Consider the following 16,463-nt stretch of genomic DNA (forward strand, 5'->3'; position numbering starts at 1 on the left):
CCTTGGGAAGATAATTGGGAGATGAGTGAAAATAGTATTGATTATCTCGTAACAGCCCCCTGATACTGGTATTCCATCTGCTTTAATATCTTTCCATCCTGGTCCCTGATAGTCACCAAACGGCCATCACTGTCGTACCCGTAATAACTGGTCTTATTGCCTTCATTGCAGATACTGGTCACACCCACCAACGGATCATATGTGTACGTGATCGCAGTTCCATCTGCCGGATAAAGCCGCAGCTCGTCAATGAACCCGGAACCACTGACGGTTACTGTTGACTGCCCGCTTATTGTATGTTCATAACAGGTCCAGCCATTCGTGGTCTTTCCTTTCAGCGGATAACCTGCTGCGGTTCCCGTAATACTATAAGGCGCGGTATTCTTTGTCCAGTAAGACACCGTGTAATTTTTAGCTGCCGTCAATCCTGTTTTACTGATGGCGCCTGCCGCCAGGTTATAACAATACTTCCCGGTGATTGTTGTGGCATCTGCTATTGCTGCACCTGCATATGTCCAGTTCCCTTTTCCGTCCGCCTCAAAACCGGCATAAGCTACATCTGCCTGCCGGGCATTGCTGAACTGCGCTACCATGTAACTGCGGTTATAATCCCATATATAGGCACCGAGATCACTTCCCTGCTTTTCGGCCTCAATAATATTGTAACTGGCATCATATTGATGCGCCGTTGCTTTTAACACATAAGCAGCGCTCTTCGCTACACCATTGCCGGCAACCGTTGAAGGAACAAAGGTTCCAGAGTACACATCCAATTCAGCACTGTATTGTTTATCAAACAGTACTACAGAACCTGAAGCTGCAGTGACAGACTTATAGGCCATATACGTCGCGGCACTCGTCTGCAGTGCCTGCGATGCCAGTTTCCGCTGTTCATACGATTCAATAACCGCATGCATGTTTGCCGTCTGCATATGCTTTATAGCCTGCGCCTCGGAGGTAAGCGTTCCGGTTGGCAGTGTGTAATCGAGCGGATACCGCATGTTTGTGATCAGAGTTGTTCCGTCGGAAGCCTTCGCCATGATTCTGCTTGTCTGCAGGTGCAATACGTTGTCATAAGCAAACGCCTTTGAAGTTGTCAGCACTCTCGAAGGAACATCCATATCATACGTTTCAGTGATGGTAGAATCGAGGTGAAACCACTCTGAAGGGTATAACCAGTTCTTCCCTCCTGCAAAAACAGGTTTATCACTTTCAAAATTGCCGGTAGGCGCACAGGGATGTTTGACATAGTAATCAACCGTACTGCCTGTAAAGGAGGTAAATCCTCTGCTATCCTGGCTATATACATTCCGCTCTTTACTCACGGGCTGGGACAGATTGTTGTAAGTTGTCTTTGAGCGCAGATAGCCATTCCTCCAGGTCGGGTTGAATTCTCCCTGAAAACTCATATTGTTTTGGTAATGGTAAAGGATGTATCCATTCGCTGCACCTTCCCCTGTATTTTCCTTTACATAAGTATATCCTATATGACTGCCTGCTCCCAGTGATATCATACTATTGGAAGATAAACGGATACCCGTATACATGGCATAACTACATCCGGTACCTGTCTGCACAAATTTCACAACAGGCCTGTTGTACATCGGCATCCTGTATAACCTTCCGCTGGAAAGGGCTGCATCGCCAGGTATCCTGTAGGAATATGATTTTACCATGGACTTAGCAGCTACAGGGTCTCGGAAGGTCATTCTTTTCAGGCGGCAGCCACCTACTATCTTGTTCGGAGCAGCAGTGACGACTGTCCCGACTTTACCGCTCAGGTTACCTGTTACAGAAAATCCGTTATCTCTCACCTCTGTCAGTACAAAATAATGCTGACCAGCATCCAGCGTCAGGTTGCTTGTCTGCATATACTGGTTATGCTCATTGTAAGGGAATACAAACGTCGCGATGGCCATCCTGTCTGCACGCCGGTAAATTGTAACACTCCCTGCTGCATGATCAATCCTTGCTGCATCGTCTATTGCATTGGCAGGCACATTCAATCTGCCGGTAAATGTGGCGCAGATCCCTTTGGGATTGGCAACAGGATCAATATAGTAATCCGCCGAGCTGTCCCTTTTAAAAGCGGTACTGGTAGGATAAGATCCGGTGGAACCGATACTCCTGGTCTGATAAGTAATGACCGGCGGATCATAGTTCACCACGTCATGCGGTTCCCATTCAAAATCAGTATACCCTCCCGTCGGATAAATGATCCTTTCCAGCATACCAGCTGCCGCATAAGCTCCATTCGTTTCCCTGTTGGCACCTGTAAAACGGAAGGTACCCGGTTGTGATGAGCAACTGTTACAATCAGGCGGAGACGGACGATCAACGCAATTCGCATAGGAAGGTATCAATGTTGTATTGCCGTCCGCACCGTTGTAATATCCCCAATGATCTTCGCCTCTGGAACTTTTGGGCGGCAGCACCATTGGGTTATACAAGAGGTTATACCGTTGCGCTTTCAATGTATCAGTACTATTACCACCATTGATGTATACGCCGCTTAATTTAAGCCGTTTATTATCTGTTCCAGTGCCACTATTCGAAAAATAGTCATACCTGAAACTGATCGTCCGCAGTACCACTCCTGCCCTGTTTTTCACCACCATTGCATTGATCAGCGGTACCATTCCGGCAGTTCCGGCAGCTATATCGGCTCGTGTATTCCAGGAGACAGTAAACTCAACACTTCCCTGACTGAATTGAATTTTTGTGAGCTGTTTACCGCTCAGCGTATTCGTAAAAAAACTATGCGCCTCCGCGCCTTCTTCATTCCATGCACCGGAGCTACCCTGGTAGAACTCCTGTATAAAACTCTCTCCGCCGCCGCTCACATAACGGGTATTAGCATAAGTGAAGACAACTGAATCGGCCTTGTCTGCGGAGATGATCTTCGTCAGGTACCATCCGACAACATTCGTGTTTCCGGCGCCGTCCGACTTATTGTAACTGCTCTCTGTTGCATTGAAAACATACTTATTCCCATCAGGCGTTACAATATGGAATTCGTCATTGCTCACCTTCGTTATCCGCAGGTTGGTCATCGGCAATTGCCTGATCTGATCTGCAACAATAAACTTCCCGCTATAACCAGGGAAATTGTACATATAAAGATCGGGTACACCATCCATGGTGTTCTGAGAAAGAGCATATGCATGCTGATAATCTACCGGGTCTCTGACATCAAAATCATTCTCTCTGTCCATCCTGTACAACTGCCAGGTGCTGTTATCAGCACTGCCATACACCGTCCGGGATATCACACCTCCTGCATGTAAAACCCAGCCCAAACCGATATTGGACGCTTCCTGGGCAACGGTTATACCGGCCGCATGATAGTTCAGCGAAACAGGTACTTTCACGAAGGATGTAATGATCTCATACAAGGGAATATTTATTTCGGGCATGCCCGTAAAACCACTCACAGGAATGTCTGTAAACTTCACTAAGGATGCAGTAGCAGGCGATGGTGCAGACAATCTGGAGAAAGGATCAGGTATAATGGGCTGTTGCCCTGATACAACATTCACAAATAACATTGCTGCCGCAATTGTGTTAACAAGCCATTGATGGTATCTCATAGATGTATGGTTATTTACAGGATTAACTTTTTATTTTATCATTAATAAAACTTCATGTCCGGCAAGCCGGTGCTGATAATAGCATACAGCATTCGTTATAAGAAACCTTATAAACAATCCCGCGATTCACATGTATGGTGTTAATTTCAAATTGGGAATGATGAATGTACCCGAACAAAAAGGATTAACAGAAAAAGCAACGTTGATACGAAGTAAATAAATTTAAGAACATCCAGCAAAAAAATCTCTGCTAAAAACGCATTCCGGTAACAAACCAGTTCACCACCTTGTTATCCCCGCGATTTATCTCAATAAAAAACCTATCGAAAAACCTGTATCCATGTATCTCGACATCCACCATGCAATGCCCGTTCATCAATGGTAATCTTGTGTATACCGTCAGGTACAAAGCCATTGCATGAGGATCTTCTATTCCCTCATGCTCCTCAGTTATCTTAACATCCGGCGGCACAGCAACAACCAGGCGCTGTCCGCTCAGATCAGGGTTCTCTGCCGAGCTGTCTGTCTGATACGCTTCTGCAGACAATTCCCCGCCGACAGCCGATAAACGGAAACCGCTTGTAGCAGGATCAATAACAGGCTTATAATAAACCATGTTATAGAAATAATCTCTCCCCGGGAAAATATGCTGTAGAAAATAATCGAGCGCTATCTGTTCATACAGCGCGTTATCATGGCTGACATGCTCTTTCATAAAATACGGTATAGGAAATATGTTACGATATTAGCATTATTCCTTTAAACAAAAAAGCCTGCCGGTCATCACACCAGCAGGCTTAATATTTAACCTCAACAAACTACAGGTTCCCTTTCTTCAGCTCTTTCACCGCGTAATCGCAGGCTCTCGCCGTCAACGCCATATAAGTGATAGACGGGTTCTGACAAGCGGAAGACGACATACATGCGCCATCAGTAATGAACACATTCTTCGCCGCATGTACCTGGTTCCAGCCATTGAGCACAGAAGTTTTCGGATCGCGTCCCATCCTGGCAGTACCCATCTCGTGGATACAATGTCCGGGAGGCGGCATACTATCGTAAGTACCCACATTCTTCAGGCCCGCTGCTTCCATCATCTCTTTCGCACTTTCCGCCATGTCCTTTCTCATTGCCAGTTCATTCTCTTTGAAGGAACAGTCAATGTCCAGGGTGGGCAAACCATATTTATCTTTCTTGTCTTTATTCAGTGTTACTTTATTCTCATAGTAAGGCAGATGCTCTCCCCAGGCGCCCACACCAAATGTCCAGGTACCGGGTTCCGACAGTGATTCCTTGAGCGTTGTGCCAATACCATCGAAAGAAGTACCACGGCCACGGTCAGCCCCTCCCTGGTAACCGAAACCACGTACGTAGTCGTTACGTTTGGTCGCCGCATTCACATTACGGAAGCGGGGAATGTAGATACCGTTTGGCCGGCGTCCGCTGCTATAATACTGGTCCTGGAAACCGTCATATTCCCCACCGGCGCCAACGCCATAGTGGTGGTCCATCAGGTTATGCCCTACCTGCTCACTGTCATTACCAAATCCGTTAGGGAAGCGGTTTGAAACAGAGTTCAGCAGGATGGACGCGGTACCCAGGGTGGATGCGTTCAGGAAAATGATATTCGCATAGTACTCCACTGTCTGCATGGTATGCGTATCGAGTATCTTCACACCGGTAGCCTTCCCTTTCTGTTCATCATAGATCACTTCCAGCACGATAGAATCGGGCCGCAGGGTCAGATTACCCGTTTTGGCGGCCGCTGGCAGTGTTACCCCGTTGCTGCTGAAATAACCCGTAAAAGGGCATCCGCGGGCACAAAGATTACGGAACTGGCAAGGACCTCTGTCGTTGTGTTTTTCCGTCACATGGGCCGCACGGCCGATGGTCATGATGCGGTCATTGAACCGCTCTTTGATCCTGCCGGCTACGTGTTTCTCCAGTATGTTCATTTCCATCGCCTTGAGGAATTTTCCGTCGGGCAACTGTGGTAAACCTTCTGCCTGTCCGCTGATACCAATGTACGTCTCTACATAATCGTACCAGGGCTCAATGTCTTTATAACGGATCGGCCAGTCAACGCCGAAACCGTCTTTCGCATTCGCTTCAAAATCAAGATCACTCCAGCGGTACACCTGGCGGCCCCACATCAGGGAACGGCCGCCTACATGATAACCGCGGAGCCAGTTAAAAGGCTTTATCTGATTGTATGGATTCTCTTTGTCATTCACCCAGAACTGCTGTGTTGCTTCATCAAAAGCATAGCACTGGCTTTGGATGGGATAATTGTCCTTCTGTTCAAGTGATTGGTTAAGGCGGTGCGGGAACTCCCAGGGCGCCTTCATAGCGGTGTTATAGTCCTTAATGTGCTCGACGTTGCGGCCGCGTTCAAGCACCAGTGTTTTTAATCCTTTCTCACACAGCTCCTTTGCTGCCCATCCTCCACTGATACCCGAGCCAACCACGATAGCATCATAGGTGTTTTCTTTCTCCGCTCTAATGTTGAGATGCATAGTCTAAAATTAAGTTAGGAATTAAGAACCAGGTACCCGGATCCTCTCCGGCATACACCCAATTCCTAATTCCTAACCGATATTAAATATTTCCTTTCTTCAGTTCTTTCACCGCATAATCTACTGCCCTGGCAGTCATTGCCATATAGGTCAGTGAAGGATTCACGCAGGATGCTGACGTCATGCTGGCGCCATCTGTTACAAATACGTTCTTTACAGTATGCATCTGGTTCCAGCCGTTCAGGATGGAAGTCTTAGGATCACGTCCCATACGGGCAGTGCCCATTTCATGGATCGCCATACCTGGATATGAACCCCCATCATATGTTTTTACATCTTTCAGGCCGGCGGCTTCCAGCATTTCCGCTGCATCATTCATCATATCCTTACGCATCTTCTTTTCATTCTCCTTGAATTCAGCATCGAATTTCAATACCGGTTGTCCCCAGTCATCCTTAACAGAGGTATCCAATGTTACCTTGTTGTCTTCGTATGGCAGGCATTCTCCAAAACCGCCCAGCCCCATGCTCCAGGAGCCGGGTTCAGACAGCATATCTTTGAAGTCTTTACCTACACCCAGTTCCGCGATACCACGCGCCCAACCGCCACGGCTGGCGCCTCCCTGGTAACCGAAACCGCGGAGATAATCACGTTTATCGTTGCCGATGTTACGGTAACGGGGAATATAGATCCCGTTCGCACGGCGGCCAAAGAAATACTTATCGTCAAAGCCTTCTGCACGGCCGGAAGCACCGGTACGGAAGTGGTGGTCCATCAGGTATTTACCCAGTACTCCGCTATCGTTGCCAAGACCGTTCGGGAAACGGCTGGAGATAGAGTTCAGCAGCACGAAGGTAGTACCCAGTGTAGAACCGTTCACAAAGATGACCTTCGCATAATATTCGGTCATCTGTTTGGTATGCTTGTCTATCACACGTACGCCTGTAGCCTTGCCCTGTTTCTCATCGTAGATGATAGAGTTTACGATACTGTCTGGTCGCAGCGTCAGATTGCCGGTAGCTACCGCAGCTGGTAATGTGGAAGACTGTGTACTGAAGTAAGCACCGAAAGGACAGCCCCTGCTGCACAGATTACGGAACTGGCATTGTGTACGGCCCGGTAATGGCTGGGTAATGTTAGCCACACGGCCCATGGTAATCTTACGGCCCTGGAAAGCCTGTTCTACTTTCGCCTTCACATCTTTCTCCACACAGTTCATTTCCATAGGAGGCATGAACTGGCCGTCCGGCAATTGCGGTAAGCCTTCCGCCTGACCACTGATGCCCGCAAATTTCTCTACGTAGTCGTACCAGGGCGCCAGGTCCTTATAACGGATCGGCCAGTCAATAGCAATACCGTCTTTCAGGTTCGCTTCAAAATCGATATCGCTCAAACGATAAGACTGACGGCCCCACATGATGGATTTACCACCTACGATGTCCGGACGGTACCAGTCGAAACGTTTTACTTCATTATATGGACTCTGAGAGTCGTTGATCCAGTATTTCTCGTTGTGTTCACTGTATGGATAATCGCGGCTCAGTTTAGGATGTGTTTCGCGCTGGTCAACAGTAAGACGACCACGGTGTGGAAATTCCCAGGGATCTTTTGTTGCAGTTTCGTAATCCTTAACGTGTTCTAATTTCTTTCCTCTATCCAGCATTAATACTTTAAGGCCTTTCTCGGTGAGCTCTTTGGCAGCCCATCCTCCGCTTACACCGGAGCCAACAACGATTGCATCATACGTGTTCTGCTCCTGAGCTTTCATATTCAGATTCATGGAATTCTTTTGTTTTTTGTTGACATACTTGTTCTGTTCTTACCTGCAGGGACTTATACAGCCCATGCCTTGTCCCCTTTCTTGTAAGGGATACATCCTTCATATTTACCTGGTACAGGTACATAACGCAGGGCTTTCGTAGCACCCGGTTCTGAAGTGAAATAACCGGTCAGGGTCAGTTCTTTCAGGATCTGGAAGTAATGGGTAGGATCTCCTTCCTTCTTATTCTCCCTCTTATTGTAGTCAACACGCTCTTTATCGATTGCAGTCAGCACCGTGTTTTTTTGCTCGTCAGACAGGTCTGCAAAAGGTTTCTTGAATTGTGTTTCACTCGCTTCATCGATCTTCTTCAGACCATCCAATACTAGTTTCTGGTCTTCCGCCTTATAACAGTCATTCAGCATCGTAACGATGAATTCATCCACTTTCGCGGCTTTAGCTCCCGGTGTAGTCGTTTCCGGAATGATCGTTTCCGCTATCTCTGCCAGTATTTTCTTCGTCTCCTGCGCCTGCAGGGCATAGTTCTCAGGTGCCTTCGGGTTACAGCCTTCCAGGGCTGATAACGTGGACGCGGAAATAGCGGTACCCAGTAAAAGGGCAACGTTCCGGATGGCTTCTCTTCTGTTCATAATAGTAAATTGATTTGACCTTTCGCCCTAAGTTTCAAAAAATATTTGACTTTTCATAAAAAAATAATCAAACAGAAGGTTAAAATCTGAAAAATGTAAAAAAACGAAAGGGCGTTTCATCTTAAACGAAACGCCCTTTCTATCCATTTTTGTTGAGATATCTACATAATGTATTTGCCCTTTTCGTCTACCAGTATAACCGGTAACTTATGATGGGTCTCGAAATATTCGTACGCCCCTTTCAGGTCGGCCCACAGTTTTTCGGCTGTGGAGGTGCTGTCTTTGTCCTTCTCCTTCTCTCTCATAGCGAAATTGGTGAGATAGTCCAGGGAACGGGCGTTGCCAAATTTAACAGGGAATACGTGCACCGGGATGAAGTCCTGCCCTGCATTCTTGGCATTCACCGCCAGAATATATACTTCTTCGATAAAATCGTCTGTTAACGGAATACAACCTATGGTCAGGCAACTGCCATGGATGTAGATCTCGCCACCCGGCTTTTTAGGGTCGCTCAGGATCTTATCTGCGAAGTTGGGATAGTTGATACCCAGTGATAAGTGATAATTACTGTTTGGATTGAAATCGTTGATATAGTAGAAGCCTTCCGGTACCTGCCTGTCCCCTTCCTTCCGTTTAGGGCCCATTTTTCCGGACAGCGTACATACCCGGTATGATTTAAACAACCGGAATGTATCAGACACACTATTCTTTACCCAGATCTCCAGTTCACTGTCCAGCTTAAAAGATCGTAAGAAGATGTATTTAGCCGGATAAGCTAGCCCCTTCTTCTTGAATTCCTCCTTCAACTGCTCTTCTTTGTCCCTGTAGGCATATCCCACCTTCGGGAACATTTTCTGGTTATCCAGGAATGATTGCTGCTGGGCCTGCACCTTGCCTATTCCCAGCAGGATTAAAACTGCTAAAACGACCTGCTTCATAGATATTTTAACACAATTTTACAATTTCACTTTACGCTTCAACCTATCTTACGGGAGCATTTTGCTATGGTTGCATATTAAAAGTCCGGTAAGCCAGGAAGAAAAGTATCAATGCAAAAGTAGCATATATCACCATTCCCACCTTCCGGTTGGCAAAACGCAGAATGTAATGGCGCTCGCCCTGGTAGATCAATACAGCCGTTATACATTGAAATATCCCTCCTAACAAAAACAATACTCCTAACAAAGTTTGTACTCTCATAAGAAAACGATCTCCTATGCAAATTATTTTAAATTCCGGAACATTTACAATACCATGAAATGGTCAAATACAAAATCAGGAACCGGTATACCTGCCTACCAGGTGTTCCTTGCGGTTCCACCCTACTCCGGCGTTACCCAGAGCATCAGCAGCAATATGTATTCCGATTCCCGATCTATTCAGGCAGATTAAAAGTTGTACCCTAAACCTTACAGGTTACCTCTCAGCGCCTGTTCCCTTTCAATTGACTCAAACAGCGCTTTGAAATTGCCTTTTCCGAAGGATTTAGCCCCTTTACGCTGGATGATCTCGAAGAAAACAGTAGGACGGTCCTGTACAGGCTTCGTAAATATCTGCAACAGATAGCCCTCGTCATCCCGGTCTACCAGGATGCCTAATTGCTTCAATGGCAGCAGGTCCTCATCGATATGCCCAACCCTGTCCAGCAGGGTATCGTAATAAGAACCCGGCACTTTCAGGAATTCCACGCCCCTGTTCTGCAGTTCAGTAACTGTCTCAATGATATTGTTAGTAGCGATCGCCACGTGCTGTACACCCGGGCCGCGGTAGAAATCCAGGTATTCTTCAATCTGGGACTTCTTCTTACCTTCTGCCGGCTCATTGATAGGGAATTTCACACGGCCATTGCCATTACTCATCACCTTACTCATCAGTGCGGAGTATTCTGTGGAAATGTCCTTATCGTCGAACGACAACAGGTTACGGAAGCCCATCACCTTTTCATAAAATTCCACCCAGGTATTCATTTCATTCCAACCCACGTTACCTACGCAGTGGTCTACATACAGCAGACCGGTGTCTGTCGGGTTATAGGTTGTTTTCCACTCCTTGTATCCTGGCAGGAACGGTCCATTATAGTTCTTACGTTCTATGAACATGTGTACCGTATCACCATAAATGCGGATACCACTGCGCACCACTGTACCAAACTCGTCTTCTTCCACTACAGGCTCCAGATAAGGCTTTGCCCCTCTTTTTACCGTTTCTTCAAAAGCGGAACGGGCATCGTCTACCCAGAGCGCCAGCACTTTCACGCCATCCCCGTGTTCCAGGATATGACGGGCGATGTCGCTATCAGGATTCAAAGGAGTGGTCAGCACAAAGCGCAGCTTATTCTGTACCAGCACATAGGAAGCTCGGTCTCTTACACCGGTTTCCGGACCGGCATAGGCCAGCGACTGAAAGCCAAAAGCTGTCTTATAAAAATGGGCGGCCTGTTTGGCATTTCCCACGTAAAATTCAACGTAATCGGTACCATTTAACGGGAGGAAGTCCTGGACGTCGGCAGGAACAGCCGAAACGGCGGCATCTGAAGTTGTATGCATGATGGATTGGTTTTAGAAATTTTGGTGTATGAAAATATTTTTGACTACACGTAATAGTATGTTGAAACAATGCCTCAGTGCATTGAAGAAATGACAGGTAGAACCACTGTAAATGGGCGCGGAGAAGTCGGTAAATAAAATGCGAAAAGGAAAACAGAACGCCCGTAAAGGCAGTATCATACCTGCACTAGGACAGTGCGGAATCCATAGCCAGCGTAGCCATCAGGAAGTAGTACTTGCTGTGACGCTGATCGGATATTTTATGGTATGTATGCAGATGAAGCATAAATTAGTTGCTAATGCAATATTAGCATTTCGGAATATTAAATCCAAATAAATACTGTAGAGAATGCAGCTGGAATAGTATAAATGACTTTACTAAGTATTACTTACTGATGTATTGCTGAAAATAGCGCATGAACTTTTCATTCCCATAGTCCGCGGCCCCTTCATGCCGGTATGCGATCTGTCCCTTTTTATTGATGATCACAGTAGTGGGAATAGACCTGCCCAGCAGATCGCCGGGTATCTGGCTGTCAGCCACATACAATGGCAGGCTGTATTGATGCTTTTTGAGAAAGCTATTAGCTTTCTTATAATTGCCATCCGTATCCACGGTCAGAAAGATCACATTCTTATTGTCCTTAAATTGCTCATACAGCGCATTGATAGACGGCATCTCCGCACGGCAGGGAGGACACCAGGTAGCCCAGAAATTCAGAAATACCACCTTGCCCCTCAATGAAGACAGTGTGAACGTCTTACCCTCACCGTCCGTAAAAGACATATCAGCCGCTATCTCACTTTCCGTGTTTACCTCTTCAGGCATTGCCGGCTGGAACAATCCTACTTTCATCAGTCCCTGCATGACTCCCGCCTTTACTGACGGATTTACCAATACCAGTACAAGAAAAAGGACCATGATGCCTGTCGTGATATTCGACAATGAGAATAAACGCCTCAGATTCATAAGTGCATAGCAAGTTTACCATGCTAAATTACAACTTTAGCAGCTAACAGCCACTGCAGCCGTCGGCAGATCAGCAGGCAGCATCCCGGACGGGCTGCTGCCTGCTGATTATCAATTATGTTGAAACTTCTTCCCTTCTGCTGTGTCCAGGAAACCGGACGCATCGTTATGGTCGGTCGACAAACTAAGCGGCAGCCATTTTTCCATCTCTGCAGTCCTGGCAGCATCTGCCGCCTTCAGGATGCCGATGGCTTCACTGCCCAATACAAGATGCACCGGCGGCTGAGGCTCTTCAACAATACGCAACATCGCCTGTGCTGCCTTATCCGGATCGCCTACTGCTTCATAGTTGGTCTGAAAATATCCCGCTACCCAATCTACAGTTGTTTCATACCCTTCTACTTTCTCTGCAAAGCTCATGGATGCGCCGCCCCAGTCGGTACGGAAACCTCCCGGCTCTACGCTGGTCACATAAATACCCAGTGGTGCCACCTCTTTCGCCAAAGCTTCACTGAAACCTCCCAGGCCGAATTTCGCCGCCTGGTACATCGTCAATCCTGCATTCCCCACCCTGCCACCGATGGAACTGATCTGCAGGATACGTCCTGAGCGCTGTTTGCGCATATGTGGCAATACCGCCCGTGTAATTTCGATCGGCGCATAGAGGTTCGTATCCAGCTGACTGCGCACCTGTTCATCCGTAAAAGCTTCCGCTGCGCCTGTGATACCAAACCCCGCATTGTTAACCAGTACGTCAATCCGCCCGAAATGTGCGATAGCCGCCGCCACCACTTTATATATCTGCTGACGGTCTGTAACATCCAGTTGCAACGCCAGGATCTGTCCCGGATATTGTGTTGCAAGATCTTTCAACTGCTCGGGATTCCGCGCTGTTGCGGCTACCTTGTCTCCCTTTGCTAATACTGCTGCTGTCAGACTACGTCCCAGTCCTCTTGAGCTACCTGTGATAAACCAAACTTTTGCCATGATTATTTCTTTTACTGTTTACAGCAAAGGTAGAACCATACAGGCCCTCGCTGCTTTGTTAAACAGCTCAATTATTGTTTGCTGAAAAGCTCAGGGGAAAATAATTTATAAGTAAACAAACATTTACTTACTTTTGTCCTGTCAAACTGAATCAACATATTTTCATGAGACCTAAAAACCTGGAAAAAGAAGAGGCCATCCGTACCATCGCCCTGCAGATCATTGCTGAAGAAGGCCTGGAAAACCTCAGCATGCAGAAGCTGGCGAAAGCGGCCAACATATCGCCGCGTACTATCTATATCAAATACGAGAACAAGGAAGACTTTCTCGTTAAGCTGTTCATTGATGAAGTACTGGGCGCTTATGAAAAAGCGATACTGGAGAAGTTCAAACCGGACATGGATTTTGCTGAAGGTGTAAAAAAACTATGCACCAACGCATTTCGTTTCTTTAAAAACAATCCACATGCCTTTGCACTGATGAAATATGGTAAGTCCTCTCCCCTGCTGAATAAAGCATTCCAGGAAAAAGACATAAAGGAAGGAGACTTCTTCGCTCCTATCCACCGGTTTCTTGAAGCAAACGCAAAAGCAGGTATTATCAGGAAACTGCCACAGGAAGCTTACAGAGCGCTGTTATTCTCTCCGATATTAGATCTTATCAATGAATATTTCGACTATCAGCAAAGGCCCAAACAGATCATCACAGATAAAGTATTTTCCGACTGCTGTGACGCTGTTATAAAAGGCTTGCTGAAATAAAGCCGCGCACTAATAATCCAACATATGAGTATCCTCAAAAACAAGAAAATTGCCATCGTCGGAGGTGGCCCGGGAGGCCTTACCCTTGCCAGAATACTTCAAATGAACAATGCTGATGTGAAAGTCTATGAAAGAGATGCCGGTAAAGATGCGAGAGCGCAAGGCGCGACACTGGACCTTCACTATGAATCAGGATTAAAAGCCTTACGTGAAGCAGGATTGATGGAGGCGTTCAAAGCAAATTACCGTCCGGGAGCAGACAGATTGCGTGTTATGGATAAACATGCCAGCGTCGTGATGGAAGATGCAGACCGAGAAAAGGGTGCAGAAGAATATTTCCGTCCGGAGATAGATCGTGGGCCGTTAAAGCAGCTCCTGCTGGAATCCCTGCATCCTGACACTGTTGTGTGGAATAGCCATTTTGTATCGCTCACAAGAAAGGATAATGGCTGGCTGCTGACATTCCGCGACGGCACCACCGCTACTGCCGATATTGTGATCGCCGCAGATGGCGCCAACTCAAAGATCCGTCCCTACATCACCCCCATTAAACCTTTCTATGCGGGGCTCACCATGGTAGAAGGCGCCGTGTATAATGCCGCCACAGCCAGCCCTAACGTACATGGCCTGCTGGAAAACGGAAAGCTCTTTGTGATGAGTGACAACAAAACTTTGATCATAAGTTCCAAAGGAGATGGTAGTTTGGTATTCTACACCGGTTGTAAAACGGATGAATACTGGAGCCGGGATTGTGGGATCGACTTCTCTGATAAAGCGCAGGTCTTTGCCTGGTTCAAAACGACTTTCACAGGCTGGGCACCGGTATGGGATGAACTGTTTGAAAATGCATCATCGCACTTCATTCCCCGCCCACTGTATTGTATGCCATTAGACCAGACATGGGAATCGTTAGCCGACCTCACTATGCTGGGCGATGCGGCACACCTCATGCCCCCTTACGCAGGCGAAGGGGTGAACATGGCGATGCTGGATGCACTGGAACTGGGCCAGTGTCTCACCAACGATACCTTTCCTGACACTCTTACCGCCATTGCATCTTACGAACAACAAATGCGCTTAAGAGCAGCAGAAATGGCTGCAATATCGCTCGAATCAACAGACGCACTGCACTCACCAGACGCCATCCCCTTCATCAGGCAGACCGTTAGCTGATCAGAAGGTATTCTTCTTCTCCAGCTCCGGCAATACCTGATCTATACGTTTCGCCAGTTCCGGTAGTTTAATGGTAGGCACCGCGGGGAACAGATGATGTTCCAGGTGATAGAACATGCTGAAAGTAATTTTATTCTTCCAGCCGCCCCGTTGTGTCCTTGCCAGTTCCGGATGCTCTTCGGTATCATGATACACCGTCCACACAGCAAAGAAGGCCATCAGAAATTCACCTGGCACCATCACAAAAAACAAACCGGGCCATTCCTTTTGGAATGACCCGGCTTCGGTTCACTGTTCAATTGACCTGTAACAGCTGTAGATAATGAATATTAGATCAATTGCAGCAATCAGTCAATAATGAACTGATACATCATAATTAAACAATCCTGAATTAGCCTTGACAGATTTGATTCACACTCAATATTAATAGCCATCTTTCAGACCAGCTGTACCTGGTACAGCCTGTCATTAATGAATTTTATTTCTTCAGCGCTCAGTTTTACCTTGATCGCCCTTGCATTTTGTATAGCCTGCTCCGCGTTACGCGCACCAACCAACGCCACGGTAATACCCGGACGGTCTATCGTCCAGCGGATCACCAGCTGCGCCAGTGTTACACTTTTACTTTCCGCCATTGGCCTGATCTGGTCCAGGAACGCATTGATACGCTTCAGGTTCTCCGGCTGGTAGAATTTGGTATTGGGACGATGATCTCCTTCCCCAAACTGATGACCAGCTTTGATCTTACCTGTCAGGATACCTCTCTGCAAAGGACTGTAAGCCAGGATACCTTTTTTGTTCTCAATACAATATGGCACCAGCTCTTTTTCGATCTCTCTTTCCACCATGCTGAAAGGCACCTGGTTCGAAGCCAGCTTTATTGTTTTTTCCGCCTCTTTCATCTGTGCAGCATTGTAATTGCTTACACCCGCTTCGCGGATCTTTCCCTGCTCCTTTAAGCGCAGAACGGCTTCAAAGGTTTCATCGATCGGCGTGGTCACATCAGGCCAGTGGATCTGGTACAGATCAATGTAATCTGTTCCCAGTCTTCTGAGACTGTTTTCACATTCCAGCATAATACTTTCCTTGCCGGCATATTTGTAAACATCGATGTCCTTTCCATTGTTATCCTTGCTCTTGAATGCCAGCGATCCCAATGCCAGGTCCCAGCGCATTCCAAATTTCGTCATCACCTGGATCTTCGTTCTGTCCAGTCCTTTCAACGCCTCTCCTGTCAATTCTTCACTCAATCCCTGTCCATAAACCGGCGCGGTATCTATCGAGGTAACTCCCTCATCAACAGATGCACGGATTGCCTTCACCGCATCGTTATGCTCTGTTCCGCCCCACATCCAGCCACCAATGGCCCATGCTCCAAATGTAATTGCTGATACTTTTAATTCGCTTTCTCCTAATTGCCTGTATTCCATTAATTATCCGTTTCTGTTTACGTTGTGTAAATAACGTGCAATATAAAAATATAGATTCTGATTGAGTACGCTTTACTACGA

Annotated in this window: 14 protein-coding genes; 2 read left to right on the top strand and 12 right to left on the bottom strand. The window is 46.9% G+C overall.

The window, feature by feature from the left end; genetic code table 11:
• Window positions 1–41: 41 nt before the first annotated feature.
• The 10 genes from L3C95_RS15000 to L3C95_RS15045 form a co-directional block, all read right to left on the bottom strand.
• Window positions 42–3,590 carry a hypothetical protein gene (locus L3C95_RS15000; protein WP_236388795.1) on the bottom strand — a complete coding sequence of 1,183 codons (3,549 nt, stop codon included), beginning with the start codon at window positions 3,588–3,590 and terminating at the stop codon, window positions 42–44.
• A 250-nt stretch (window positions 3,591–3,840) separates the two neighbouring features.
• Complete coding sequence (locus tag L3C95_RS15005; RefSeq protein WP_236388797.1) at window positions 3,841–4,305, bottom strand: hypothetical protein; 465 nt, start codon at window positions 4,303–4,305, stop codon at window positions 3,841–3,843.
• A 103-nt stretch (window positions 4,306–4,408) separates the two neighbouring features.
• Window positions 4,409–6,106 carry a GMC oxidoreductase gene (locus L3C95_RS15010; RefSeq protein ID WP_236388798.1) on the bottom strand — a complete coding sequence of 566 codons (1,698 nt, stop codon included), beginning with the start codon at window positions 6,104–6,106 and terminating at the stop codon, window positions 4,409–4,411.
• 82 nt (window positions 6,107–6,188) lie between these two features.
• A complete protein-coding gene (locus tag L3C95_RS15015) occupies window positions 6,189–7,886 on the bottom strand; it encodes a GMC oxidoreductase (protein WP_236388799.1) in 1,698 nt (565 codons plus the stop codon).
• Window positions 7,887–7,939: 53 nt separating this feature from the next.
• Entirely contained in the window at window positions 7,940–8,515 is a 576-nt protein-coding gene (locus L3C95_RS15020) for a gluconate 2-dehydrogenase subunit 3 family protein (protein WP_236388800.1), read from the bottom strand.
• Window positions 8,516–8,676: 161 nt separating this feature from the next.
• Window positions 8,677–9,453 (bottom strand): murein L,D-transpeptidase family protein, encoded by a 777-nt coding sequence (locus tag L3C95_RS15025; protein WP_236388801.1) that lies wholly within the window; start codon window positions 9,451–9,453, stop codon window positions 8,677–8,679.
• A gap of 64 nt (window positions 9,454–9,517) precedes the next feature.
• Window positions 9,518–9,715, bottom strand: coding sequence for a hypothetical protein (locus L3C95_RS15030; RefSeq protein ID WP_236388802.1), 198 nt, complete (start codon window positions 9,713–9,715; stop codon window positions 9,518–9,520).
• A gap of 209 nt (window positions 9,716–9,924) precedes the next feature.
• Entirely contained in the window at window positions 9,925–11,061 is a 1,137-nt protein-coding gene (hppD, locus tag L3C95_RS15035; RefSeq protein ID WP_236388803.1) for a 4-hydroxyphenylpyruvate dioxygenase, read from the bottom strand.
• A gap of 385 nt (window positions 11,062–11,446) precedes the next feature.
• Entirely contained in the window at window positions 11,447–12,031 is a 585-nt protein-coding gene (locus tag L3C95_RS15040) for a TlpA family protein disulfide reductase (RefSeq protein WP_236388805.1), read from the bottom strand.
• Between the two features lie 111 nt (window positions 12,032–12,142).
• Complete coding sequence (locus tag L3C95_RS15045) at window positions 12,143–13,018, bottom strand: oxidoreductase (protein ID WP_236388807.1); 876 nt, start codon at window positions 13,016–13,018, stop codon at window positions 12,143–12,145.
• A 164-nt stretch (window positions 13,019–13,182) separates the two neighbouring features.
• Here L3C95_RS15045 and L3C95_RS15050 point away from each other — a divergent pair, with 164 nt between their 5' ends.
• The gene (locus L3C95_RS15050) at window positions 13,183–13,779 is read left to right on the top strand and encodes a TetR/AcrR family transcriptional regulator (RefSeq protein WP_236388808.1); all 597 of its coding nucleotides are present in this window, start codon (window positions 13,183–13,185) and stop codon (window positions 13,777–13,779) included.
• A gap of 24 nt (window positions 13,780–13,803) precedes the next feature.
• Window positions 13,804–14,952, top strand: a complete 1,149-nt coding sequence (locus L3C95_RS15055; RefSeq protein WP_236388809.1) for an FAD-dependent oxidoreductase — start codon at window positions 13,804–13,806, stop codon at window positions 14,950–14,952.
• Here L3C95_RS15055 and L3C95_RS15060 read toward each other — a convergent pair whose 3' ends face one another.
• Both L3C95_RS15060 and L3C95_RS15065 read right to left on the bottom strand, forming a co-directional pair.
• Entirely contained in the window at window positions 14,953–15,204 is a 252-nt protein-coding gene (locus tag L3C95_RS15060) for a fatty acid desaturase (RefSeq protein ID WP_262915874.1), read from the bottom strand.
• Window positions 15,205–15,389: 185 nt separating this feature from the next.
• Window positions 15,390–16,382 carry an aldo/keto reductase gene (locus L3C95_RS15065; protein ID WP_236388810.1) on the bottom strand — a complete coding sequence of 331 codons (993 nt, stop codon included), beginning with the start codon at window positions 16,380–16,382 and terminating at the stop codon, window positions 15,390–15,392.
• Window positions 16,383–16,463: the final 81 nt, after the last annotated feature.

The organism is Chitinophaga filiformis (genome assembly GCF_021646545.1).
GTDB lineage: Bacteria > Bacteroidota > Bacteroidia > Chitinophagales > Chitinophagaceae > Chitinophaga > Chitinophaga filiformis_A.